This window comes from Bradyrhizobium centrosematis, from assembly GCF_045571495.1.
Classification (GTDB): Bacteria; Pseudomonadota; Alphaproteobacteria; order Rhizobiales; family Xanthobacteraceae; genus Bradyrhizobium; species Bradyrhizobium centrosematis.
This window is the reverse complement of the sequence record NZ_CP120703.1, coordinates 4,442,952-4,469,019: the sequence shown is the minus strand read 5'-3', so window position 1 is coordinate 4,469,019 and position 26,068 is coordinate 4,442,952. Positions and strand designations below refer to the sequence as shown.

The 26,068-nt window shown below is 62.1% G+C and carries 18 protein-coding genes; 9 read left to right on the top strand and 9 right to left on the bottom strand.

Annotated elements, in window-relative coordinates:
- Positions 1-57 precede the first annotated feature (57 nt).
- From P6U31_RS21600 to P6U31_RS21560, 9 genes are all read right to left on the bottom strand, one after another.
- Positions 58-1,644, bottom strand: coding sequence for a methyltransferase regulatory domain-containing protein (locus P6U31_RS21600; protein ID WP_407189908.1), 1,587 nt, complete (start codon positions 1,642-1,644; stop codon positions 58-60).
- A 5-nt stretch (positions 1,645-1,649) separates the two neighbouring features.
- Positions 1,650-4,289 (bottom strand): type VI secretion system ATPase TssH, encoded by a 2,640-nt coding sequence (gene tssH, locus P6U31_RS21595; RefSeq protein WP_407183705.1) that lies wholly within the window; start codon positions 4,287-4,289, stop codon positions 1,650-1,652.
- A gap of 97 nt (positions 4,290-4,386) precedes the next feature.
- Positions 4,387-5,451, bottom strand: a complete 1,065-nt coding sequence (gene tssG / locus P6U31_RS21590) for a type VI secretion system baseplate subunit TssG (RefSeq protein ID WP_407183703.1) — start codon at positions 5,449-5,451, stop codon at positions 4,387-4,389.
- Positions 5,415-7,382 (bottom strand): type VI secretion system baseplate subunit TssF, encoded by a 1,968-nt coding sequence (gene tssF / locus P6U31_RS21585; protein WP_407183702.1) that lies wholly within the window; start codon positions 7,380-7,382, stop codon positions 5,415-5,417. Before tssF ends, tssG begins: the two co-directional genes overlap by 37 nt.
- 1 nt (position 7,383) lies before the next feature.
- Positions 7,384-7,932 (bottom strand): type VI secretion system baseplate subunit TssE, encoded by a 549-nt coding sequence (gene tssE / locus P6U31_RS21580; protein WP_407183701.1) that lies wholly within the window; start codon positions 7,930-7,932, stop codon positions 7,384-7,386.
- Positions 7,933-8,102: 170 nt separating this feature from the next.
- A complete protein-coding gene (locus tag P6U31_RS21575) occupies positions 8,103-8,588 on the bottom strand; it encodes an Hcp family type VI secretion system effector (protein ID WP_407183700.1) in 486 nt (161 codons plus the stop codon).
- Positions 8,589-8,638: 50 nt separating this feature from the next.
- Positions 8,639-10,141, bottom strand: a complete 1,503-nt coding sequence (gene tssC, locus P6U31_RS21570) for a type VI secretion system contractile sheath large subunit (RefSeq protein ID WP_407183699.1) — start codon at positions 10,139-10,141, stop codon at positions 8,639-8,641.
- A 17-nt stretch (positions 10,142-10,158) separates the two neighbouring features.
- Positions 10,159-10,683 (bottom strand): type VI secretion system contractile sheath small subunit, encoded by a 525-nt coding sequence (tssB, locus tag P6U31_RS21565; RefSeq protein ID WP_407183697.1) that lies wholly within the window; start codon positions 10,681-10,683, stop codon positions 10,159-10,161.
- A 115-nt stretch (positions 10,684-10,798) separates the two neighbouring features.
- A complete protein-coding gene (locus P6U31_RS21560; protein WP_407183696.1) occupies positions 10,799-12,115 on the bottom strand; it encodes an ImpA family type VI secretion system protein in 1,317 nt (438 codons plus the stop codon).
- Between the two features lie 345 nt (positions 12,116-12,460).
- Here P6U31_RS21560 and P6U31_RS21555 point away from each other — a divergent pair, with 345 nt between their 5' ends.
- From P6U31_RS21555 to P6U31_RS21515, 9 genes are read left to right on the top strand one after another with little or no spacing between them, the layout of a single operon-like run.
- Complete coding sequence (locus P6U31_RS21555; protein ID WP_407183694.1) at positions 12,461-14,329, top strand: type VI secretion system Vgr family protein; 1,869 nt, start codon at positions 12,461-12,463, stop codon at positions 14,327-14,329.
- 56 nt (positions 14,330-14,385) lie between these two features.
- The gene (locus P6U31_RS21550; RefSeq protein ID WP_407183693.1) at positions 14,386-14,898 is read left to right on the top strand and encodes a DUF6931 family protein; all 513 of its coding nucleotides are present in this window, start codon (positions 14,386-14,388) and stop codon (positions 14,896-14,898) included.
- Between the two features lie 12 nt (positions 14,899-14,910).
- Positions 14,911-16,281, top strand: coding sequence for a type VI secretion system-associated FHA domain protein TagH (gene tagH / locus P6U31_RS21545; RefSeq protein ID WP_407183692.1), 1,371 nt, complete (start codon positions 14,911-14,913; stop codon positions 16,279-16,281).
- Positions 16,282-16,329: 48 nt separating this feature from the next.
- A complete protein-coding gene (gene tssK, locus P6U31_RS21540) occupies positions 16,330-17,667 on the top strand; it encodes a type VI secretion system baseplate subunit TssK (RefSeq protein WP_407183691.1) in 1,338 nt (445 codons plus the stop codon).
- Positions 17,664-19,190 (top strand): type VI secretion system protein TssL, long form, encoded by a 1,527-nt coding sequence (gene tssL, locus P6U31_RS21535; RefSeq protein ID WP_407183690.1) that lies wholly within the window; start codon positions 17,664-17,666, stop codon positions 19,188-19,190. The genes tssK and tssL overlap by 4 nt, the downstream gene beginning before the upstream one ends.
- 43 nt (positions 19,191-19,233) lie before the next feature.
- Positions 19,234-22,782: a type VI secretion system membrane subunit TssM gene (gene tssM / locus P6U31_RS21530; protein WP_407183688.1), complete on the top strand. Its 3,549-nt coding sequence runs from the start codon at positions 19,234-19,236 to the stop codon at positions 22,780-22,782.
- The gene (gene tagF / locus P6U31_RS21525) at positions 22,764-23,480 is read left to right on the top strand and encodes a type VI secretion system-associated protein TagF (protein WP_407183687.1); all 717 of its coding nucleotides are present in this window, start codon (positions 22,764-22,766) and stop codon (positions 23,478-23,480) included. The genes tssM and tagF overlap by 19 nt, the downstream gene beginning before the upstream one ends.
- 6 nt (positions 23,481-23,486) lie before the next feature.
- A complete protein-coding gene (locus tag P6U31_RS21520) occupies positions 23,487-24,260 on the top strand; it encodes a PP2C family protein-serine/threonine phosphatase (RefSeq protein WP_407183686.1) in 774 nt (257 codons plus the stop codon).
- Positions 24,260-26,062: a serine/threonine-protein kinase gene (locus P6U31_RS21515; RefSeq protein ID WP_407189907.1), complete on the top strand. Its 1,803-nt coding sequence runs from the start codon at positions 24,260-24,262 to the stop codon at positions 26,060-26,062. The genes P6U31_RS21520 and P6U31_RS21515 overlap by 1 nt, the downstream gene beginning before the upstream one ends.
- Positions 26,063-26,068: the final 6 nt, after the last annotated feature.

Sequence of the window (26,068 nt, the reverse complement as noted above, 5' to 3'; positions counted from 1 at the left end):
AGCTCTCGCCGCCATGCCGTTACCTCTTTCTCGGGCAAGGTCAACCCGCTGAAAACCTCAGGCGGCCAGCAAGCCCAGCTTGCCGACCATCGCAAGCGAACGCTCAACGCTCTCCCGTGTTGACAGCAGCAACGGCTCGGCGGCGGATCCGGCGCTATCCTTCTGATCTATCCGGATCGTCTCGCCGAATCTTTTGGTCATTTCGGTCGTGATCTGGTCGATGGTCCGGGTACCGTCAAGCAATTGCAGAAAGTCCCGGGTTCGGTCGTCCTCGAGCTGCACCGTCTGATGGAGGAGGTTGGTGACCAGGGGACCTGTCTGCGCCTGCTTGCGGGCGAGAAGACTCGCCTGCGGGCGATCCGACGCGCCTTGCAAAAGGAACGGTCGCGACAGCAGGAAGGAGACCTCGCCGCTGCAAGCCAGGATGAACATCGCCTCGGTCAACGCCTTTTTGTCATCATCTGCCGTTCGGCCGCCAAGCAGCGCCCGGGCGCCAGCGAGCAACTCGTCAAAGGACAGTGCGCGAGGCCAGCTGCGGCCGAGACGCAGGTGCGCGGCCTTCAGGAGCGGATTGGTCACCTTGATCGTGCTACCGTCCTGATTCTCGAATTCCATCGCTGAATCGTCGGTGATGCAGCCATCCGGATCAACCGGGCTCGTCGTGCTCAGCAAATGGAAGCGGGTGATGAAATCGAGGTCGATCTGGCGGGACAGCGAGACGTCGTCGTGGCAGAGCAGGGTACGGCGAAAGCCGTTCCCGTCGATGAAATCCTGATACTGGTCGCGCGCCATGAACTCGCTGTCTGGGAAGCGTTGCAACGTCGCGCGCACCTCCTCGGAATAGCCCGCCAGATTGCGTCGCGAGAAATCGGCGTCACTTAGATATTGCAAGCCGTAGGAGCCTGCGTGCTCGACGACCTCGTGCAGCAGGAAGGCCTCGGCCCCGTCGTCGAGATCGTCGTGGAACAACAGCTCGTCGGGAGACTTGAGGACGCGGTTGTACTGGTCGCGCATGACCGCGCCGTGAACCGAGGTGGCCTTCGAGCCCTCGCTCAAGAACTTCAGGATTGCGCGGGCCTGTCCCACCTTTTCCTTCATGCTGGTGAGGCGGCGGGTGTGGTACTGCATCATGTCGCGGACCATGTCGCGCAGATGCGAGAACGGGTGCGCATTGTAGCTGAGGTAGCAGACGCCTTGCCGCGAGAGGTTCTGCTTGAAGATCGTCATCATCTTGTCGCGCACCGCCGGTGGCACCCATGAAAACACGCCGTGGGCGATGATGTAGTCGAACTCTCCGAAATTCGCGTCGACGTCCATGATGTCGCAGTGCAGGAGTTTGATGTTACTCAGACCCAATGCGGCGATATTTCGCTGACCGCGCTCGATCGTGACCCCGCTCAGGTCGACACCGACGAATTCACTGGCCGGATATTGAAAGGCCATCGGCAACAGATTGCCGCCAACGCCGCAGCCGAGCTCCAGCACCCGGCAGTGTTCCACCCGAGCCGGTTGCATGCCGTAAACGGCAGCGATCGTTGCGAGATGGTTCGGATGGGTGAGCCCGTAGACGTGGCCGGGGTAGAAGACCTCGTCATATCGCGTGGACCCAATGGTCGGATGGCGATGCTCGGTTTGAATATTCATCGTGCTCAATTCCAGGTATAGGTGAAGCTGTCGTTCGCGATCGAGACCCGGGCTTGCTTCACGTCCTCCTTTGCAAGCGATTTGCCGAGGAGTTCGCGCGACAGCTCCGGGAGCAAGGTGTTGGTAATGATATTGTCGATCATGCGCCCACCGGAATCCGGATCGTTGCAGCGCGACACAATGTGCTCAACGACCGCATCGTCGTAGCTGAAGGCCGCGTTATGATTGTCGCGGAGCCGCCGTCCGATCCGGTCGAGCTGCAATCGAGTGATCCCGGCGAGCATCTCGTCTGACAGCGGGAAGTATGGGATCGAGACGATGCGTCCAAGAAGTGCAGGGGGAAACACCTTCAGCAATTCCGGTCTCAGCATCTTGGCGAGCTCTTCCGGCTCGTTGCGATATTTGGGATCGCGCGAGAGGCCCATGATCAGATCGGTGCCGACGTTGGTCGTCAAAATGATCAAGGTGTTCTTGAAGTCAATCCGCCGACCATTGCCATCTTCCATGGTCCCCTTGTCGAACACCTGAAAGAATATCTCATGAACGTCGGGATGGGCCTTTTCCACCTCGTCGAGCAGGATCACACTATAGGGCTTGCGCCGCACCGCCTCGGTCAGGCGACCGCCCTCGCCATAGCCGACATAGCCGGGAGGTGCGCCCTTCAAGGTCGAAACGGTGTGCGCTTCCTGAAACTCCGACATGTTGATCGTGATCATGTTTTGCTCGCCGCCGTAGAGGGTCTCGGCAAGCGCCAAGGCAGTTTCCGTCTTGCCCACGCCGGACGGTCCGGCCAGCATGAACACGCCGATTGGCTTCGATGGGTTGTCCAGTTTGGCTCGGCTGGTTTCAATTCGCTTGGCGATCATCGTCAGCCCATGGGACTGGCCGACGACACGGCGGTTGAGAATCTCCGGCAGCTTCAGGACGGTTTCGATCTCGTCCCGCATCATCCGGCCGACCGGGATGCCGGTCCAGTCGGACACGACGGACGCGACCGATTGCTGATCCACATGGGCATAGACCATCCGCTTTTCCGGATTGATGCCCTCTAGCGTCTCGAACTTGCCGCGCAGCTCCGCGCGTCTGGAAGCCGGGTCCTCGCCTTCCTTGGCCTCGGACAGGATCTCGCGAATGCTGCGGATGTCCTTGACCAGCGCCTGCTCGGCCGCCCAATCGGCCTCGAGATGCGCCAGCTTGTCCTTCAGAGCTGCGATGTCGCTGTCGATCGCGGCAATGCGGTCGCTCTCCGTGATCCCGAAGTCGGCGTCGTTGACGAGCGCGGACCGCTCAGCCTCGCGAGCGGTGATCGAAACACGCGTGTCCTCGATCAGAGCCGGGGTCGCGCTCTGGCTGATGGCCACGCGTGCCGATGCGGTGTCGAGCAGGCTGACTGCCTTGTCCGGGAGCTGTCTTGAAGGAATGTAGCGGTGCGAGAGGTTGACGGCTGCAACGATCGCTGCATCGGAGATGCGAACATTGTGGTGCTTTTGCATCGGACCAAGAAGTCCGCGCAGCATGATGCAACAGGTCTCGACGTCGGGTTCATCGATCTGGATCGGCTGGAAGCGTCGCGCGAGAGCGGGGTCCTTCTCGATATATTGGCGATATTCCGCCCATGTGGTGGCGGCGATCGTGCGCAGCGTGCCACGGGCGAGGGGAGGCTTCAGGAGATTGGCCGCGTCACCCGTGCCCGCCGCGCCTCCGGCCCCGATGAGCGTATGGGCTTCGTCGATGAAGAGGATGATGGGAGTGGGTGAGCTCTGGACCTCATCGATGACCGAGCGTAACCGTTGCTCGAACTCGCCCTTCATCGAGGCGCCAGCCTGCATCAAGCCGATGTCGAGCGCGCAGAGCGTTACATCGCGCAGCGGTGGCGGCACATCGCCGGCGGCGATACGTTGCGCGAAGCCCTCGACGACGGCGGTCTTGCCGACGCCGGCCTCGCCGGTGAGGATTGGGTTGTTCTGCCGTCGGCGCATGAGCACGTCGATCAGTTGGCGGATTTCGTCGTCCCGGCCGAGGATCGGATCCATCTGGCCCGATCTGGCCTTGGCGGTGAGATCCTGGGCGAATCGGGCGAGCGGTGTCGTTCCCTTCGGACCTGCTTGGTCCGCGCCCGCCGTATCGGCGCCGACCAGCCCGGAGCCGTCCATTGGCCGCATGCTCTCCTCGTCGGAGCCGGCCCAGATGGCACGGTGCTCCGCGGCCAATGCATCGACGTTGATCTTTGCGAATTCTGGCGAGAGGTTGTTCAGGGCGCGGCGGACATCGTTCGACTTCAGGCCCGCCACCAGCAGATGACCGGTGCGGATCTGAGTTTCGCCGAAGAATAGCGTCGCATAGTGCCAGCCTCGATCGAGCAGATCGATGACCGAATTGGCGACACCGGGCATGTCGGTTTCGTTCTTGCGAAATCCATTGATGACTCGGGCGAGGTCCGACAACAAGCGCCCCCGGTCGAGCTTGTAGTGATCGACGGACAGGCTGAGGTCGGTGCGCTCCTGCTGCAGAATATGAAAAAGCCAATGCGCAAGCTCGACATTGCGGTTACCGGCGCTCTTGGCATGGCGCAGCGCTTGTATGAAGGCATCATAGCCGGCGCGATTCAGCTTGCCTGTTACAGCTTCAAGGCTGATGTCTGTCACGGCTGCTCCTCCTGCCTAATTCCTCCGCGGTGCCTAGTACCAAGCGGAAAATGGCTCAAACCCCGTAATGTTATGGCGACCGGCGCGGTGGATTGGTTCAAATCGCAGCTGCATCGACCGCGGCGCCCCGACGGGCCCTCAGGCGCTCGCCGAGCTGAAAGCGCGCATCGCGGCGAAATTCTTCCGTCGAGGCCCAGTTCGGCGAGACCCAGGTGGTCCAACCAAGCCGTCCACTCTGTCCGAGCCTGACCGGGACGACCTCTCCCGCGGGAATGGCGAGCTCCACCTCCCATTCGAGTTCGTCGCCGATGTAGAAGAAGACGGCATCTGCCAATGGCTCCGACAAATTGGGCCTTTCGGTCGGCAGGAACTGCTCGTACTGCCCGAAATTCTTGACGAAGATTCGAACCCTGATCTTATCCTCGACGCTGAAGACGCGTGAGCCCAGAAGAGCGTCCCGGCCGATCCTGGCATGGGTCCCGCCCAGCCGGCTGCAGTGACTCGGTTCGAACGAGAGCCAGGTGCCGACAAATTCGTCGATCTCGACCCTCACGTCGAACAACCCCTGCAGGAATCGCGTCAGGCGTGAGGCACACTTGACCCTGGGGGCGACCAGTCCGGCGAAGCTGAGCTTCGCCATGTCCGGTACGGTGTCTCGATCGGCGAAAACGTCGGAGCCGAGGCCGGCGAAGGAGCCGACATAGGCGATGAAGCGATCATCGGCTGGCCGGTCATGCTGCGCGATCGGTCGTGCGTCGGCCCAGGCGCGGAAGAACAGTTGCAGGAAGCGTCCGTTGAGCAGGTCGAGGAAACGCGGGAAAGCGTCATCCCGCATCAGCCACCAGCCGAGGCTTTCATCCGTGGTGGCGAGCGGCAGGGCGCCCTGTGGCCCCAGGAGACCGAGAAATTTGACAAGTATCCTGAGCCGGCCGGATTGGTCGTCGACTGCCGCGAGATTCGAGGCGGGAAACTCCAGATAGGGCACTTGGCCAAGGTCGACATATTCGTCGCGGCGCGTGGCACTGTCACCGATCCGCGGCCGATCCGGACGGGCCCGCTCCAGCTGGCGCAACGTATTGAAGAAATCGAACCTCCAGGGCTCCGCCTTCATCTCTTCGATCAGCGTCACAGCGGCCTCCGCGTGCCCATGCGCGGCGGCCACCGCATGATCTCGCCGCGTTCCGGCGTCGAGATGACCGTCTGGGTGAAGGTGTTGAAGCCCGAATAATCTGCGAAGAAGCGCTCAAGCACGGCGCCGAGCAAGAACACGCCGCTGCCTTCGAATGCTTTCTCGTCGAGCGTGACGGTGATCTCCAGACCCCGCGCCGCGCCGCTGCCCGTTCGTTCGCGCACCCGCCGCACCACCGGCCGGCTTTCGATGCTGCGCACGCCGCGGATCTTGCGTTCTGTGGCGTCGTCGAACTGGTCGGCGAACAGGGACAGCATTTCGCGCAACGCTCCGGCGTTCTTGCCGCCACCGCGCTCGACGAGGCCGAGATAGTTCAGGCTCAGCATGTTGATCAGCCGCCAGCTGACAATCCCGGAGTTGGCGATCTCGCTGCGGCTTCGCAACTGCGCGACCACGGGCTCGCGCGGCCGGGTGGGCCCCGCGACGCAAATCAGATCAAGGGAGGTATCGTCCAGCAGGCGGAAATCGGCGCCGCCCTGGCCGACCGGCAAATGCTCGGTCAAATGGCGATTGGAACACAACGCGCGAACGCTGAGCTCGGCGACGGAGCCTTCGCCACTCAGTTCGCCGGGCTCGAGCAGCGACAGGAACATGTCCGTGCCCGTGTAGTCGGAGGATGCGCCGTACGTTTTTTCTTCCACGGTGCGACGGCGAGGCAGCCGGCGGATGGTGAAATAGAGTCCTTCGACAGACCCGCTGGCCCGATCGACGGCCGCCGAATACAGCGGACGCACCGGCCGCTTGTCCTTTTCTGCCGGAAAATGAGCGTAGACGTCGAGCACTTGGTGCGGCTCGTATTCGAGATAGCGGCTGCGATCCGGCACGACATGGTACTCGTGCGTATTCGACTTGACGGGAATGCGATCGCTGGTCTTCTCGAACAGGTTTATCGCCGGCGCGGTATAGAGTTTGAAGACATCTTGACGCACCGCCGCCGCGAGCCTTGAATTGTTCTCATCGAAGGCGAAGACGATGTCGATCGATTTGCTGCGCAGCCGTGGCATCACGCTGCGAAGTCCGATCAGATTGATGCCGAGGAACTTGCGGGGGAACATGAAATATTCCCGCAACAGTTCCGAGCCCCGAAAGATCCGATTGTCGTTGGGAAAGAGCGACTCGTTCTCGTCGAAGCCAATCTGCTGCACGCAGTCATGAGGTGCAGGGGTCACCACCGGATCGCCGAAGTCGTCGAGATGGCGGAAGTAGACACCCCTGCAATTCGAGATCAACTGCTCATAGAGCGCGATGGCGTCGGATTCCGCGCCGGTCAGATAGATCGGGAGCTCGCTCACGCGGCAGCCGGCAAACCAGGTTTCCGGCTTGGTCCGGGCTTCCGCGTCAGGCGGTTCCTCATCGAGCCGGGCCGCGGTCCGATGCGTCAGCGACAGCCTCAATCCGGCGATGACGTCGCTGCCGACGGAAATCCCAAGCGCCTGCAGCGCGCCTGCCGTTGAGAAATACTCTGCGCCCGTGACGTCGAACGGCCAGAGCACGATATCGCGGCAAAGTCGGAATCGGCAGGCAAGGCTTCGTTCCCTTTCGCGGTAGGTGGCGTCGAAATAAGCGCCGCGTGCGATCTTTTTGCCGTCGCGCAGCGCCGGATCGGCATAAGGCGGTCGTGCTGCGACCAGCATGGCTGACGGGGTGGGGGCAAGATAGTTTGGAACCAGCTGCTCAAGCAGATTGGCAGTGAATTCCGGAAACTCGTGTTTGAGTTTGAGTTGAACACGGGCGGCGAGAAACGCGGTGCCTTCGAGCAGCCCCGTGATCATCGGGTCCGAGCGATCTCGAATCAAGCCGCCGAGGCGCTCTGCGATGCCAGGATATTCTTCGGCGAAATCGCTGGCATGCTCGTAGAGCAGTGAGAGTTCACGGTTATAAAAATCCAGGAATTCGCGATTCATGTTAAAGTCGGTTGATCTGGATGTCGCCGCTATCGAGTTCGACGTCGGCGACGAATTCCACGGGGACGTTGAGCGGCTCGGCCTTGAGGTCTGCGTGAACGATGAAGCGCAGCTTGAGCTGCTCAGGGACGACCGAACCGTCACGGCGGACCCGGATCGTCTTGCGATCGAGCCTCGGTTCATAAGTCGTTAGCGTTTCGCGCAGGGCATTGGCGAGTTCGTCGTCAGTGATCTCGTCGATCGATCGATGGGCGATATCTGGGAAGCCGTAATTCAGGACCGAGGTTCGCACGAAATCCCGGCCAGTCAGGTCCAGGGTCGATTCCAAAGCAATGGTATTGAGGAGCGTTTCGAGGTCATGGGAGACCTCGCGCCGAAGTAGCGTTTCCGAGATCGGAAAGCGGCCCGCGCTGCGCCGCCCGGCAATGACCCGCTCGCCGAACTCATCGCGCAGATTGAGCTTCTTGCGCGCATCGCGCGCTTCATGGGCCGCCCGGAAGGCCAGCATCAATGGAGGAGAGAGTCGGTCCCTCTTCGGTGCAATGGTCATTTGCGGTCCCCATGACGCCGGCTCGGACGCAATTCGGTAGGCGCCAGCCGGTCTCCGAGACCGCCTCAGGAGGCGGACGGGCTCACGACGGTCGACCGAAAGGTACAATCAAGATTGTAAGGCTTGGCGCCGGTTCGCGCTATTGGCAACCGGCGCCAAGCAGGGGCCGATCAGGCCCATTCCTTATTGGCAGGAACATCCCAGCCGAACGTCGGTGAAGCTCCGGCGGCGCCTTTTTCCGTCTGGGTCTTGTAGGTCATCTTGACCTTCGCGAAGTTCAGGCTGACGTTTTCGGTCAGGCGGTCTTCACCATGCGAGCCGCCCGTCGATACGCTGCTGACCAAGACGTGTTTCATCTCGATCTTGAGATATTCCAGCGGATTTTCTCCGGCCTTGCGGACAGTGAGGATCGCGGTGTCGATGTGCTTGCCATTAGCGCAGACTTTGAACAGTTCCGGCGTTGCCTTGTCGACAAAATGCGTGAAGTGAAGATCCTGGACGCTGACCTTGCCGGCGCCGCCGCCCGAGCCGCTGTGGAAAGTGCCGGTCTGACTCTCACCGAATGACCAGCTCAAAATCTCGATTTCGTCCTTGTGCTTGTCGTCGAGCGACTCGCCCTTGATTGGATCGAGTTTCAGGAAGATGTCGACAGCCATAGCATAGTCCTTTCAAAAATCTGCATGTTTAAGGTTGCGATGCTGCGGCGTCAGGAGCTCGGGCCCGGCAGGCGCGAAACCAGACTGAGGCCGACGTCCATCGCCTCCAACTGAAAGTGTGGACGAAGAAAGAAGCGCGCGTTGTAGTATCCCGGGTTCTCCTCGTTTGCTATGACCTCTACCTTCGCAGCGGCCAGCGGCTTGCGCGCCTTCTGAGCTTCTGACGACAGGGCTGGGTTGGCATCAACGTACTCGTTGATCCAGGTCTGCAGCCAGACCGTCAGCTCATCCTTCTCCTTCATGGATCCGATCTTGTCGCGAACCATGCACTTCAGATAGTGCGCAAAGCGGGACACAGCGAACATATAGGGCAGTCGTGACGACAGGTTGTCGGACGCAGTTGCATCCACGCCCTTCTCGCCGAAATATTTCTTCGGCTTGTAGAGCGACTGGGCACCGATGAAGGCGGCCTTGTCGGTGTTCTTGCGATGGATCAGCGGGATGAGGCCCGCCTTTGCAAGTTCGTGCTCGCGTCGGTCGCTGATGGCGATCTCGGTCGGGCATTTCAGGTCGACGCCACCGTCGTCGGTCGGGAACGTGTGCGTCGGCAGATTGATGACTTCGCCGCCGGACTGAACGCCGCGGATTCGCGTGCACCAGCCGAACTCCTTGAAGGCGCGGTTGATGTTGACGGCCATCGCATAGGCGGCGTTGATCCAGCCATATTTGTCGCCAGTGTGCCCGTCGGTTTCCTCCTCGAAGGCGAACTCTTCCACGGGCTCCGACTTCGCGCCGTAGGGGAGGCGACCCAGGGCACGCGGCATGCACAGGCCGAGATAACGCGAGTCGTCCTGATCGCGCAGCCCCTTCCACGCGGCATATTCCGGCGTGTCGAACACCTTGCCGATGTCGCGCGGGTTGGACAGCTCGGTCCATGAATCCATTCCCATCAGCGTCGGCTCGGCGCCGCTGAAGAAGGGGGCGTGAGCGGCGCCTGCGATCTTGCTGAGATCGCGCAGCAACTGCACGTCGGTGGGCAGGTGGCTGAAATAGTAGTCGCCGATCAGGCAGCCGAACGGCTCGCCGCCCAACTGGCCGAATTCGTACTCATAGACCTGCTTGAACAGTGGGCTTTGGTCCCAGCGCGCATCGGGGTAGAGCCGCAGATTCCGATACAGCTCGTTCTTGGAGACATTCATCACCCGGATCTTGAGGTTGGCGTCCGTCTCGGAATTGAAGACGAGGTAGTGGAGGCCGCGCCAGGCACTTTCGATTGCCTGGAACTCGGGTGCGTGAATGATCTCGTTGATCTGCGCGGTCAGCTTCCCGTCGATCCGCGCGATCATCTCCTCGATGGTGTCGAGCACGTCCGATTTGATGACGCTCGTGTCCTTGAGCGCTTCTTGTACGAGTGTGGATACCGCATTTTCGACCTCGATCGCTGCGCGTTCGGTGCGCGGCTTGAAGCTTTGCTTCAGCAGAGCGGAAAATTCGTCTGCCTCGACGGTGCCAACCTGGGTGGTAGCTTCTTTATGAGCAGCTTCTTTTGCCATGGTCCCCATTCCTTCCCTTAGCTCTCGGTGCCAGGTTCGCTAGGCGCGCTCGCGCGCTCCCGCAGCGCAGCCATCAGTTGAGGATCGGCGAGAAGTTTCTTCAACTGGTCCTCGGCTGCCACCTTGCCATCCATGTAGCGCAGCAGATTGGCGAGCTGTTCGCGCGCCTCGAGCAGTTTGGCCGTCGCGGGCACCTGGCGTGCGACTGCCACCGGCGTGAAGTCCGACATCTTGTTGAAGCGCAGGTTGACCGTGAGCTTTTCGTCCGTCCCCTCGGTGAGACGATTGGCAACGCGCGCCGTCACACCGGGCTGGATAGCGGCCATGCGGTTGTCGAAATTGTCCATGTCGAACTCGAGGAATTTACGTTCCTCGACCTTGGTCTTCTCGACGCCCGGATTGTTGCCGGAGAGGTCGGAGAGGACGCCCATGACGAACGGCAATTCTATCAGCCGCTCCGCGTCGTAGGGATCTTCGTATGTGATGTGCACGCGCGGAGCGCGGTTTCGGCGAATGAACTTTTGACCGCTGTCTGTAGCCATGGTGTCCTCACTACGAAATCGCTTTTGACGCCGACGCGGGATCGACGAGGGCGCTTTGAATTGCGGTCGGCAAACAGCCTCGTGTCCAGTTAGTGCCCTCGAGCGAAAGCTCGGTTCAATGTGACCTGTCGATTGTTTTAAGCGTTCCCTCGGGCAAAACATCATCCAAAAGGCTGAGGAAGTCGCGTTGTGCGAGCTCTCGCGCGCGATCGAGCAAGAATGGGATGGGGCTGGAAGGCTCGGCGCTTCGGAAAAACGACGCCACCTTGGCCAGCAGGCCCAGGGCCTGCGCCCGGTTTTCCACTGAAAATACAACGTCTTGGTCGTTGCTATCGGCGCCCGCGGAGAGCGGGGCGGCAAGTTCCGCCATCCGTTCGATCGGCAAGTCGAAGACCTTATCGCGCCCGATGTTGATCGCGGCGCTCTCGACGTGCGAAGGCACGAGCATCCGCATGACTTCGATGAACGATTTGCCGATCATCTCCTGCGCTTGGCGCACGAGGAGCAGCGCCGGGTTGGATGGTTCCATTCGGGCAAAATAGTCGGTCACTGCCGCAAGCGCGGCGGAGGCTTGGGCGGAAGAAGCCAGCTCCCCGGGTGTGGCCAGCGGCGCCTGAGCTTCCACAGCTTCGACGCTCTCGCCGCTTGCCGCGACCACCGCGGCCGGATCGCGCAACGCGACCAGACCTGCAAGCCAGGCCGCCATGCCATTCGCCAAGCCGGAAACCCTGTCCAGGCTGACGGAAGGGCCCCCGTTCACCTTTTCGTGCCAGGTCTGCTTGATGCCCGAGATCTCGGCAGCGACTGCGGAGCATCGGGCGCTGGTTGCCTTGAGAGTATCGAGATCAGTCTCACTGACAATGCGCTCGATGGTTGCAGCGTCGGGCCCGTCGGCATCGCCCGCGCCCGCGGGAATTTCGCCCATTGCAACCTGATAGGCACGATAGTTGAGGGTGCCATGTCTGCGGTTCTCGATCAGGGGAAGGAACTGCAGCGGGTTGATGACCGTCGGGAAGACGTCGAGCGATTCGACCGTGACGGCGCGAAGCGCGTAGTCGCCGTCCTCGTCTCTTGGATGCACTGCTTCCCACTGCTCGTTAAGCAGTAAATTGGTTGCCTTCAGGCAGCAGAGGAAACCGTCGATATCGCGATTGAGGATGGAAAATTTAGCCAGCAGCATGTTCAGACGCAGGTCGCGGGTGCGCGCAAGCAGGGGCTTTGCGGCGGCAAACTGCCCGGCAAAATCGACCGCCTTTGGATCGAAGCGCCCACGCTCTCCATTGGCGTTGACGACGTCGAAGAACGACATCGGGAGTAGAGATTCCGCACCTGCGAAGAAGTTGAGATATTCGACGTCTCCTATGGCGTCGAGATCCGGACCGCAGGGATCGTCAGCGGAAATGGGCTGCGTCAGTAAAGCGACATCAAGCATACGGGGCCCATCCAACCGCTCGATCACGTCCCGCCCGCCAATGACGACATGCGGAGCACGCAGCGGATCATGATCCGATCATCTCTTGTAAGTGAGACACCCTCTGATCCTGGTTCATTCCGAGATCATGCCATTTTTGCGTGAACCGGCAAGCTCTTGTAGCCGACTACTTGATAGCGGGGGTGGCTCTTTGGGCCATTCGGATGGACGCGCGAGAGGACCTGCGCCGCGGCGGACTTGCCGGCGCGGCAAGTGGCGCGCCCGGGATTCCCGTGGTTGTCGTATGGCGTTTGATCAGCTCTGCGCAGCGGGTCATTCGATCGGAGGATGGAGTTTAGGCGCCACATGGGCCAGCTTAGTCAGGATACCCGTCTCTGCGAACTCAAGACACCGCTCGGCAAGGACGTTCTGGTTTTTGCCGGGTTCGAGGGCTCGGAAGGTCTCAGCGAATTGTTCGAATATCGTATCGAGTGTCTCAGCGAAGACGCCGACCTCGACTTCGACCGCGCGATCGGCCAGCAGTGCACGTTGACGATAAAGCTGCATGAAAAGGAGCGCGAGTTCAGCGGCATTCTGACCGAGGCCCAGTGGCTCGGAGTGAAGAACGACTATTTCAGCTATCGGATCGTGCTGAGGCCCTGGTTGTGGCTGTTGTCGCGCACCACCGATTGCCGGATCTTTCAGGACAAGAAGGCGCCCGACATCATCAAGGAGGTCTTCAACGAACGCGGCTTCACCGATTATGAATCCAAGCTGACCGAGGAGGGCTCTTGTCCGAAGCTCGAATATTGCGTTCAATATCGCGAGACTGACCTGAACTTCGTGTCCCGGCTGATGGAGCAGCACGGCATCTACTATTTCTTCAAGCATGAGGGCGGCAAGCACACGCTCGTGCTGGCGGACTCCAAATCCTCGCACAGCCCGGTCAGCGGTCTTGCCACGATCCCCTACATCCCACTGACGGGAGCCGATCGTCGCGGCGAGCAGCATATCTACGAGTGGGTCTCGGAGCGCCGGTTTCGCACCGGCAAGATCGAGCTCAACGACTACAATTACCAGAAGCCCAACGCGAAGATGATCAGCGACGCCAAGGGCACCGAGCATTACACCCGGTCGGAGATGGAATTCTACGACTATCCCGGCAAGTTCAAGGAAAAATCGGACGGCGAGCGCTACGCGAAGATCCAGCTTCAGGCGGAGCAGGCGATGGATCGCCGGCGGCGGGGCAACGGCGATGCCGTCAACCTGTTCCCCGGCGGACTGACGAAGCTCGAGAAGCACTCCAAGGATTCGCAGAATATCGAGTATCTCGTCGTGCGGTCCACGCATTCTTTCTCGGTTGAATCCTATCGCACCGGCGGCCCCAGCGACGCCGGGCAACACGTCTATTTCGGCAGCTACGAGTTTCTGCCGAGCGATCGGCCGTTTCGAGCGTTGATGCTGACGCCGAAGCCGAGGATCAACGGCATCCAGACCGCCAAAGTGGTGACCAAGGACGACAATTCGAGCGAGGAAATCGACGTCGAGTCGCTCGGCGAAATCTATGTCCGCTTTTTCTGGGATCGCAAGAAGAAGCGGTCGTGCCGGTTGCGCGTGGCCCAGGTCTGGTCTGGCAAACGCTGGGGCGGTCAGATCATTCCGCGCGTCGGACAGGAAGTCGTCGTCGAATTCCTGGAAGGGGATCCGGACCGGCCGCTGGTGATCGGCACCGTGTACAATGACGAATACAAGCTGCCTTACGACCTGCCGTCGAAGAAGACGATCGGCGGCCTGAAGTCGGACTCCACCAAAGGTGGCGGCGGCTTCAACGAGTGGAGCTTCGAGGACAAGAAGGGCTCCGAGAAGATCACGGTGCATGCGGAAAAAGACCATGACGTGACGGTGCGCGACACCGAGACGAGAACCATCGGCGAAGCTGCATTTGGCGGTGACACCCGCAAGACAACGCTCAAGAACGGCAATGACAAGCTGGACATCGAATTGGGCGGTCAGCACATCACGCTGGCCATGGATCAGTCCGTCACGGCAGGCCTCAGCATCACGCTGACGGCCAATGCGACCATAACTCTGCAAGTGGGCCCCAGCCAGATCATCCTGACCCCGGGCGGCATCGTCATCAACGCGCCGACGATCGCCATGACGGCGCAAGCCGCCATGGCGCTGTCGGCCGGCGGTCCGCTGGCCGCCCATGGCACTCCAACCGTTGTCGGCTGACGGCTATGGGTCAGGTTCGGTTTGGTACGGTTCAGGATCTGCTTCAAGCCTATCCCATGGCGCGCTACGATATTGGCAAGGCCGACGCCGACAAGCCATCGCTGGATTTCCTTCAGGAGGCTGCCGACGCGCGCAACTGGCACCAGGCCGTATCCTTCTGCGCCTACCTGCTCCCCAGGCGCGTGGCCGTTGCCTGGGGGTGTCGCTCGCTGCGACGGATGTTCGACCATTTCGACGCCAACGACAGCAGGTCGCTGGAGTTTGCCGAGACCTGGGTCCACCAATCGGATGAGCCATCACGGAACAAGGCGCTGGCCGTCGGCAATGCCAACGACCCCGAGCAGCCGGCGACGTGGATCGCGCTGGCGGCCGGCTGGTCCGGAGGAAGCGTGGTTCCCGCGGAATTTGCTCCGGTCGAAGCCAAGCCCGATCAGGCAGCGCGGGCGGTCCGCACCTCCCTGCTCATCGGCCTTTGCCGGCTGAGCCGCGACTCGCGGGACCGGATAATGACGGCATGCCTGAAGGATGGTATTCAATTAGCACGCGGCGAACCGCGCCCTCCACGCTAACGAGACGATGTGATGGTGCTTCGCTTCAATATCGAGAATGAAACGAATCTTCCGGATGGCGGACCTGTGTCATTTACCGTCACCGGCAGGCGTTCGGTCGATATTGGCCGGGATCGTCACCTCGACTGGACGCTGCCGGATCCGGCCCGGATGATTTCCGGAAAGCATTGCGAGGTGCACTTTCGCGACGGCGGCTATTGGTTGCACGACGTCTCCACCAACGGCACTTTTCTCAACGGCGCCGACCAGCGCATGCGAGGGCCGCACCGCTTGCGCGACGGTGACCGGCTCACGATCGGCCATTACATCATCGCCGTTTCGCTCGAGGACGAGGCCGGCGGGCGCGCGCCAAACCATGAGGCGCAACACCAAGCATCGCTCGCCCGGCAACACGCCGATTACGGAGAGCTCTGGACCCCCGATCGGGACGTGCCGCCGCCGATCGACCCGCAGCAGTTGAAGAAGCCGCGGGAGGCAGCGCGGCCCGTGAATCCGGAGTTTCTGGATTGGGCGGCGAGCGTCCCGGCGCCGGGTGTGGATCCTGTCCGGCGTTCGTCACCTATGCCTTCCTACCAGTCCTCTGCGCAGGACGACATGAGTTGGGCGGCCGGCCCGATTGCCACCCCGAGCCCCCAGGTCGAGCGCCCGCCCGCGGTGCCAACCCCGCGCCGGCCATCCGTGTGGACCGATGACGAACCAGCGGCGGCCCAGCCGGCGCAATCGCGGCATGCCGAGGCGTCCCACCCGCCTCAGGCGGCGGCGGAGGAGGAACCCGTCAGGGCCATGGCAACCGGCGGTGTCGAGTTCACGCAGGTGGTGGCGCGCGCTGCCGGGCTGCCCGACAATTTCTTTGCTCACCAGAGCGATGCTGAACTCGCCGAGCAGCTTGGCATCATCTTGCGCATGACCGTCGATAATCTGATGGCGCTGCTGCAGGCGCGAACCCAGGCCAAGCAGCTGACACGCAGCACCAGTCAGACCACCGTCCAGGCCATCGAGAACAATCCGCTGAAGTTCTCACCGAGCTCGGAAGAAGCGTTGCGCATTCTGTTCGGGCCGCGGACGCGCAGTTATCTCGATGCGCAACGCGCCCTGGCGCAGGCCTTCGGCGACCTCAAATCACATCAATTGAGGACGTATATGGCGATGCAGCACGCTGTCCATGAGCTGATCGCCAGAATCGATCCGACGCTGATGGCGCGCGAGCTCGAGCTTCAGCGCGGCGCAAACTCCTGGTTCGGATCGAACAAGAGCAAGCTCTGGGACGAATTCCTGACGCGCTGGAAGGCGCATCTCGGCCGCGATAACAGCGCGCCGATCGAGACCTTTATGTTGTATTTCGCCGACTATTACGATCGTGCCGACAAGGCTGATTCAAAGTGAATGACGGCGGCCGCGCGGTCGCCGACTAATTACTGAGTGGATGTGGGAATGTCTTGGTACAGCAAAGTTTTCTGGTCAGAAGGTCTGTTTCTGCGACCGCATCATTTGCAGCAGAACGACCGCTATATCGAACACTTGCTGGAAAAGCGCGTTCGCTACACGACGCCGTACCCCTGGGGTTTCGCCCAGCTCGAGATCGACAGGGATCTTACCGAACAGAGCAAGTTCGCGGTGCGCAACGCCTCCGGCGTCATGCCGGACGGAACGCCGTTCGACATTCCCGCCGATAGCCCCATCCCGGAAGCAATCGAAGTGCCGGAAACGGCCGCAGGCCAGATCGTCTGGCTGATGATGCCGGTGGCGGCGCCAAATACCCGCGAGGTCGATGAGGACCGCACCGACAGCGCCAGTCGTTATGTTCGGACGTCGGAGACCTTCATCGACTCGACCTCGGCGTTACGCATAGAGGAGGAGATCGACATCGCCTATCCGCGGTTGTCGTTCGAACTGCGCAAGACCAGCAAGCCCGGATACATGGGTCTCGGCATCGCGCGCATTCTGGAGGTGCGCGACAAGAACATCTTATTCGACGACAAATTCGTGCCGCCGATGCTGGCCTGCGCCGCGCATCCGGTCATCGATGGTTGGCTCAACCGCATCATCGGCTGGGTCGAGACCAAGCTCGACGAGCTCGCACGTTATGCAGTCGATCCGTCATCTGGAGGCGGCCTGCAGAGCGTCGACTATCTGGTGCTGCAAGTGCTCAACCGCACCATTCCCGTGCTGACCCATTTCCAGCGGTCCGGCAGCGTGCACCCCGAGCGGTTGTACGAGGAGTTGCTGAGATTCGCGGGTGAACTTGCGACATTCGCGACGGCGGAGCGCCGCGCGCGCAATTATCCGGCGTACGATCACGACGATCTGGAGAACGTGTTCACGCCCTTGGTGAGCGACATCCAGGACTTCTTGAGCGCGCGGCTCGGCCGGCGGGCGATCCGCCTGGAGATCATCGAGCGCGCTCAGAACGCCTTCGTATCGCCGATCCGCGATCGGGCGCTGTTCCGAACTGCGACCCTGGTGCTGGAGGTTGCCGCACGGCGGCCGCTGGTGGAAATCCAGAACGATTTCCCGCACCTGTTCAAGGTCGGGCCGAACACGAAGATGAACGAGATCGTGCACGCGAACCTGCCGGGTCTGACGTTGGTGCATCTGCCGACGCCGCCGCCGCATATCCGCGCCATCACCGATCACGTCTATTTCTATCTCGATCGCAAGTCGCCGCTGTGGCCTGAGTTCAGCACCGCGGCATCGATCGGAATGCACTTTTCCGGCGATTGGCCGGAGCTCGAGCTGTACCTTTGGGCCATCCTGGAAGACAGGCCATGAGCGACAGGGACAAGCCGGTCAATCCTTTCGGTCGGGGCGAACGGACGATCATTCGTCCCAACCCTGGCGGAAAGTTGCCGCCGGCGCCGACCCCTCAACCTCCGGCGGGCGAGCTACCTGCGGCACGTCCGGCCTATTCGCCATCGCCCGTACCCTCTCGCGACACGCCGGCACCGCCATCATCCTTTTCTCCCGTCCCGCAGGGCGCGAGTTACGCCGCCCCGCCTGTCAGCCATCCGACCGAGGAATGGATCTCGACGCCTGCGCAAAACCAGGCGCCGCAGCCCATATTGCCGCCCGGACCGCCGCTGCGCGTCGACGATCTGGTCGCGCCAAATGCCAATCCGGTGATGCGCGCGGCGGGCCCATTGCTCCAATTGCTCGGCCGCTTGCGGGTGGCGCTCATGCGTGCGTCGTTCGCGAGCCTGATGGAGCAGGTCGCCGACGCTATCAAGTTCTTCGAAAAGGATATCCGCTCGGCGGGCATTTCCGAGTATCAGGCCAACACCGCGAAATACATTCTGTGCGCCACTGCCGACGATATCGTGCAGCACATCCCGACCGAGGAACGCCACGTCTGGACGCAGTATTCGATGTTGAGCCGGTTCTTCGGCGAACGGGTCGGTGGCGTGCGCTTCTTCGAGATCCTCGACCATCTGAAAGTTGATCCGTTGGTCAACTATCCGGTGCTCGAACTTCAGCACGCCTGCCTGGCGCTCGGCTTCCAGGGCATTCACCGAACCTCGGCAGGCGGACTCGCCAACCTGCAGCTGATCCAGCGGAACCTCTACGAATTGCTGCGCCGGGTCCGTCCGAAAACGATGAGCGACCTGTCGCCTAACTGGCGCGGGCAGGCGCTGGCGGGGCGCCGGCAGCGTCTGCGCGTTCCCGTCTGGTTGGTCGCGGCGGTGGCTGCAGCGCTGCTGACCGGGTCCTATTTCGTCCTGCGGACGCTCTTGGCCGGCCGGGCGGAGAATGCTGCCGAGGTCGCGCACGCACTCCATCCGGACGGTCCGATCGAGCTAAAGCGGCGCGTCGTTGCTCCCCCGCCACCGCCGCCACCTCCGCCGCCACCGGACCGCATCACCCAGTTGCAGCGCATCCGGAACGCCCTGGCGAAGGAGAACACCGTCTGCGCCATGACGGCCGACCAGACCGCGAGCTTCATCGTGATCAGGGTCTGCGACCTGGCATTGTTTGCCTCGGGTCAAGCCACCATCCTCGACGGCTTCAAGCCGGTCGCGCTCCGCGTCGCGGCAACGCTCGACAAGGAGCCAGGACGCCTCCGGGTCGTAGGCCACACCGACAGTTCGCCGATCCGCACCGTCCGCTTCCCGTCGAACTTCGAGTTGTCGGTCGAGCGCGCCAAGGCGGTTGCCGCCGCGCTCAAGCCTGGCCTGACCGACGGTTCGCGCATCGACATCGAGGGCAAGGGAGCCGATGCGCCGATCGCCAGCAACACGACACCCGAGGGGCGCGCCAAGAATCGGCGCGTCGAGATCTTTATCGAACGCAGTGAATAGGCCGACACCGCGGGCTCTCGCGGTTTGCGACAGGTACGGTTAGATGCTTGCCAAGGACATTATCCGCATCATTCTCTACGGGGTCGGGCTCAGCTCTCTCGGAGCGGTGATCTACTTCGCCGGTCCATTCATCGCGTTCGGCGATTGGCGGCCACTGGAGAACCATATCGTCCGCCAGATCGCTATTCTGCTGCTGACCGCGGCCGTGGCAGCTGTCGTCGGTCTCAATCTGTTCAAGCGGCGCAAGAATGCCAAAGAGATTGCCGATGGTATCGCCGGTGCGGATCAACCGGTCAGCGACGAGCCGGTGCTCAAGGAGCGCATGAAGGATGCGCTCGCGACGCTGAAGATCGCCAGTGGCAACAAGTCCGGTTATCTCTACGATATCCCCTGGTACATCATCATCGGTCCCCCCGGTGCCGGCAAGACCACGGCGCTGGTCAATTCCGGTCTGAAATTTCCGCTCGCGCGTGGAGCGACGCCTGCGGCCATCGCCGGGGTCGGCGGTACCCGCTATTGCGATTGGTGGTTTACCGAGGAAGCCGTGCTGATCGATACTGCCGGCCGCTACACCACGCAGGATTCCAACAGCAAGGCCGACAAGGATAGCTGGCTGGCCTTCCTGGACATCCTGAAGAAGAGCCGGTCTCGCCAGCCGATCAATGGCGTACTCGTCGCCATCAGTATCGAAGACATACTGACGCTACCGAAGCAGGAGCTCGCACTTCACGCCGATGCCATCAGGATGCGTCTGCTCGAATTGCACCAGAGGCTCAAGGTCAGCTTCCCGGTCTATGCGCTCTTTACCAAGGCCGATCTCGTCGCCGGATTCACCGAATATTTCGCCTATCTCGGCGAGGCCGGCCGCCGTCAGGTCTGGGGTGCCACGTTCCAGACCGCCGACAAGACCCAAAATCTGGTCGGACAGATCCCGGTCGAGTTCGACCATCTCCTGGAGCGCCTGAGCGAGGAAACGCTCGATCGTCTGCAGGACGAGCCGACGCCGCAGCATCGCGTGCAATTGTTCGGTTTCCCGGCGCAGATGGCGCGGCTCAAGCCGCAGATCCACGACTTCCTCAACCAGATCTTCGAGCCGACGCGCTATCACGTCAATGCGAACCTGCGCGGGTTCTACTTCACGTCGGGCACACAGCAAGGCACGCCGATCGATCAATTGATCGGATCGTTGGCGCGCACGTTCGGCGCGGAGGAGGTCGGCTCCGGATCCTATTCCGGCACGGGCAAGAGCTACTTCCTGGCAGATCTGATTTCCAAGGTCATCATCGGCGAGGCCGATTGGGTCTCGACCGACCGTGCCGCGGTACGCCGTGCGCTGATCCTGAAGACCGCGGCGCTGTCCTTGATCGGGCTGGTCTCGATCGGGCTGATCGCCGCGTGGCTGACGAGCTACAAGCGCAACTCCGATCTGATCGAGCAGAGCCTGCAGGCGGACAGTGAATATGCGAGCGCCGGAGCGCCGGTTATCAAGGAGACGCTGATCGCCGATCGCGATCTCGACAAGGTGCTGCCTCTGCTCTACCGGTTGCGCAATGCACCGGCGGGCTATGCATCGCGCAACGAGTCGGTGCCTCTGTCGGCACGCTATGGGCTCAGTCAGCACGCCCGGCTGCTATCCCCTGCGAAGGCAGCCTACCATACGGCGCTCGAGCGCATGTTCCGGCCGCGCCTTCTCTATCGCCTGGAGGAGCAGCTCAACGCGCGGATCAACGAGCCGGCCTTCGTTTACGAGGCGCTGAAGGTCTACCTGATGCTTGGTGGCCTGCAGGCGCCGGACCGCGAGCTGATCCGCTCATGGATGCAGCGTGACTGGGCGGACAACCTCTATCCCGGCGCGACGAACGCGGAAGGACGACGTCTGCTCGACGAGAACCTCGTTGCGATGTTCGACCTCGAGACCGAGCAGCCGCCGCTTGTTGAGCTCGACGGCAGATTGATCAAGCAGGCCCAGAGCTCGCTGGCGCGCCTCAGCGTCTCGCAACGCGCCTACGAATTCTTGAAATCGGAGGCGCGTGCGTCCTCGGCTGGCGACTGGATCGCCAGCCGGCGCGGTGGTCCGGACATGGCTGTCGTGTTCGAAACCACGACCGGGCAACCGCTCGATGCGCTGCGTGTGCCCGAGTTCTTCACCTATTCCGGCTTCCATCAGAAGTTCGTGGCACGGTTGCCCGGATTGTCGGAGCGAATGAAGCGGGAACGCTGGGTTTTGGGCGATGCCGGTCAGCAGTCGGCCGTCGACCAGCAATATGACAACCTGACGGGCGATCTGCTCAGCATCTATTCCAACGATTTCGTGACGACCTGGCGAACGGCACTTGGAAGCCTGCGCCTGAAGAAGCTGCTCGCCGATAAGCCCAAATACGAGGTGCTGCGCGCGCTTTCCGCGCCGACCTCGCCGATGCGGCAGATCCTGGAATCGGTTCGCGACGAAACCACGCTGACAAAGGAACGCCCGAAGACGGCGGCGAATTCCGCGGCACCTGCGGCTGCTGCGGTTCCACCGGCCCCGGCACTCTTCACCAATGCCCAGGATGGCCCCATCGGCGCGACGATCGAGGCACAGTTCAAGCCTTACCACGCCGTGCTCGAAGGCGAGAGCACGCACCGGCCGATCGATTCGACCATCGCCAACTTGAACGACATCGCACAGAACCTGACGCTGATGATCGAAAATCCGCAACTGACCGCGCAGGCGACCGCCGCGCTTCAGTCCCAGGTTGCGGCCCTTCGCAACAATGCCTCGCGCATGCCGCCGCCGTTCTCCGACATGTTGCGAGCGGCGGCTGCGGAATTCGAAGGGAGCATCGCGGCCTCGACCGCGGGACAGATCCTGCAGACGCTGCGTGATCAGGTGACGCCCGCCTGCCAACAGACGGTGACCAACCGCTATCCGTTCGTCCGGAGCAGCAACCAGGAGGTTCCGCTCGCCGACTTCGCCAAGGTCTTCAGCCCGAACGGGATCATGGATAAATTCTTTGCGCAGTATCTCGCGCCCTACGCCGACACGTCTCGGTCCGAATGGGTCTGGCGGAAGGAAAGCCCCGTCGGACGATCGTTTTCTCCGGATACGCTCAAGCAATTTCAGAATGCCGCCTATATTCGTGATGCCTTCTTCCAGACAGGCGGCGCCGTGCCGGCGGTATCGTTCGCAATCCGGCCGCCCGGTTCAGCCGGACCGGGCGTGACCGTCAAGACCGAGATCGGCGGTACCACGATCACGGGACCGACCAGTCCCGGACCGGCCACGTCATCCTTGTTCGGCGGCCCGCAACCGGCGCCTGCGCCACAGCCGCAGAGCAACGCGCCGACGACGGTTTTGTGGCCCGGTCCGTCGCCGCGAACGGCGATTTCCGTCAGCAACGACACGGGTCCGCCTTCCGTGCTCGAGCGAACCGGTCCCTGGTCGTTGTTCCGGATGCTGGAAGCAGGTTCGCTGGTGGCGAAGGCGGAGACGGCCAGCGCGACTTTCATCGTCGCCGGGCGCGAGCTGAACTATCAGATCTCGACCGGATCGTTGCGCAATCCGCTGAACATGTCAGTGCTCCGGGAGTTTCGTTGCCCGACGGGAATATGACGATGCGTTGCGGTTTATTCGGCAAGATCGGCGCAAAGCGCGACTTCATCGCAATCGCGACCCCGCGCGGCTTCCTTGAAGCATGGGAGCCCTGGCTGCAGGCTGCGCTGTCCGCAAGTCGCCACCGACTGGGCTCGGATTGGCGGCAGGCGTTCGTTACCGCACCGGTTTGGCGATTTTGGCTCGGCGCAGCGATCTGCGGTAGCTCGGTCACAGGGGCGATCATGCCATCGCTCGACGGGGTCGGGCGGTACTATCCACTGACGCTGCATGCAGTGGCGCGCGAAGGCGAGGTGTTGGCCCCACCGAACATCGATCCGCAGGATGAATGGTTCGGGCAAGCGGAGGCGTTTCTGCTTTCGACCTTGGATCAGGCCGCAACCTTCGAGCAGATATCCGATGCACTGGATCGTCTTGAGGCGCCGCGAGTGCGAGAGGCCGCGGCCTGCGGCCCATCAATCACGTCGCTTGGTACCGGCGCGGTCGCAACTGGTTCGGCGGCCGATGCATTCGCGGGAACGTTTGCTGCACTTTGCGCCGCCGCCCCGGACGTCTACGCCGCGGCCAGCTTCTGGTGGACGGCCGGAGGCGAGGGATTTCCGTCAATGGCGCTGAGCTACCGCGGATTGCCGGATCCGTTTCACTACGCGATGCTGTTGACCGGGGATCTTGCTTCGGCCGGACCGGGGACGGGATGACGCGCGATGACACACGTCCCAACCTTATTCGATGTCGGTAGTGTCACTCACGCCGGGCGCGTGCGTGAGCGTAACGAAGATTCTTTCCTGGTACGTACAGATGTCGGCCTCTGGGCTGTGGCCGACGGAATGGGCGGTCATGAGGCCGGTGATCTCGCCAGCCGCATTGTGGTGCAATCGCTTGACGCGATCGGGACGCTTGAGTCCGCCGCCGATCTGCTGGCGGAATGCGAGGTGCGGCTGTTCAGCGCAAACCAGCAGATCCTGGCGCTCAGCCAGGAGCGACAGGGGGCCACGGTTGGAACCACGGCGGCGGTTCTGCTCGTTCGCGAGGGTTACTATGCCTGTGTTTGGGCAGGCGACAGCCGGGTCTATCTGATCAACCGCGGGATGATCAACCAGGTGTCGCACGATCATAGCGAACTTGAGGAGCTCATCGCCGAAGGCGCGCTGTCGCGAGAAGACGTGAAGGATTGGCCGAACAACGCCATTACGCGCGCTGTCGGCGTCGCCGACGATCCGGAGTTTGAGGTGGTGACCGGCCCGGCCGCGCCGGAAGATATCTTCGTGATCTGCAGCGATGGCTTGACGAAGCACCTGAAGGACGAGGAGATCCTGCAGCATGCGGCGACGCGGCGCGCACAGGCGGCTTGCGATGACATGCTCGCGCTGGCTCTCGACCGCGGCGGCCTCGACAACGTGACCATCGTAGTTGTGCGGCTGCTCGCGCCACAATCACGTGAGCCAACAAGATCGCCGCTCGATTGGAAATCACAATGATGACCCCGAACGATCCGTTCCGATCGTCCTACAGAGGCGTGCCGACCGGCACCCGCCTCAACGGCATCTACGAGATCGAAGCGATGATCGGCGCCGGCGGCATGGGTGAAGTCTATAGATGCCGCGAGATCCAGACCGGATCGCCCGTTGCGGTCAAAATGCTGCTGCCCGATATGGTCGAGAACGAAGCCGCTCTCGCGCTGTTCCGGCGGGAGGCCGCCGCGCTCCACAATCTGCCGCACGACGCCATCGTTCGCTATTTCCTGTTCACGGTCGAGCCGGTGCTGCAGCGACCATATCTCGCGATGGAATTCGTGAACGGCCGCTCCCTCTCGAACATGCTCGAGGACGGACCGTTGACCCTCGAGGCGCTGATCAAGCTGATGCAGCGCGTCGCATCGGGACTGCATGCCGCCCATGAGCACGGCATCATCCATCGCGACGTTTCGCCGGACAATATCATTGTGCCGCTCGACGACGTCAGGCGGGCCAAGCTCATCGACTTCGGCATCGCCCGATCGACCCAGATGGGGGACAAGACCATTATCGGCTCGGGCTTTGCCGGAAAGGACAATTACGCGTCGCCGGAACAGGTCGGACTCTACGGCAACGAGGTCACTGCCAAATCCGATGTCTACAGCCTCGGGCTCGTCCTGTTCCACGCGCTGACCGGGCAGAAGCTCGACATGGGCGGCAGCCAATTTCAACTGGTGGAGAAGCGCCGGCGCGTACCCGATCTCGGAGCGGTGGACATGCGCATCCGACCCTTGCTGGAACGGATGCTGCAGCCTGATCCGGCATTGCGTCCGAGCATGGCGGAGGTTGCGAACTGGGCGCTGGCTGGTTCGGCTGCGGCATCACCCGCGCCAATGTACGGATTTGATCCGCTGTCGCGCCCGGAAGGCAAGGCGCCGGCGCGGCAGGACGGGCCACCATCGGCGTGGAAACGGAGTTTCTGGCGCGGGGCTGGCCTGGCGGCGGTCTTGCTCCTGCTCGGAGGAGGAGGATGGGCCTTTTACAAGTTGATCTGGTCGGCTCCGGGCGCAACCGTGTTGCCGCCACCTCCGAAGCTTGCTGGAGGAATGGGGCCGCCGAAGGCCGAGCCAGCTGCCCCGCAGGGGGGACGCCAGGAGCCGGTCGCGCTGCCGGTGCCGCCGACGGTAACGCCGTCTCCCACACCCGACAGGGCTGCGCGAACCGATCGCATCCGCAAATACGTGGCGCAATATTCCGGCGGCGACTGCTTCTTCATCCTGCCGGTCGCTGTAAGCCAGAATGCTGCCGTCATCGAAGGCTTCGGGTCCTCGACCGCCCCGTTCGATGCTTTCGACAAGGCGTTCCGGCGTGAACAAGGCTTTGAGGCTTCGGTCGGCGTCAGGCAGGTCACCCCGGCGCAATGTCCGGCGGTCAAGTTCTTGAGCGAGGTCGGGAGCGATCAGGCGCGAGCGCCGCGGATCAACCTGTCGGCGACAGAGTTAAAGGCCGGGGAAACACTCAACGGTACGATTGAGAACTTCGCCAACCGCGTCGTGGAACTGCTGATGGTGTCAGATCGCGGCGAGGTCCAGAGCCTGAGCTATCTCTTGAAACCTGGCATCGACTCGCTTTCTTTTTCGCTCCCGCCAGCACGCGGGAGCGGGCCGCAGCTACTGCTGGTGGTGGCGACCCCGCAGGTCCTGGATTCCCTGCGCCAACCGAAGCCGACCGCTGCCGACACGTTCTTCCTGCAGGCGCTCAGCGAATCTCAGCGCAACAAGGTAGCCATCACAGCAGCCGCACGTTACGTGCTGCTCACGAATTGATCGGCA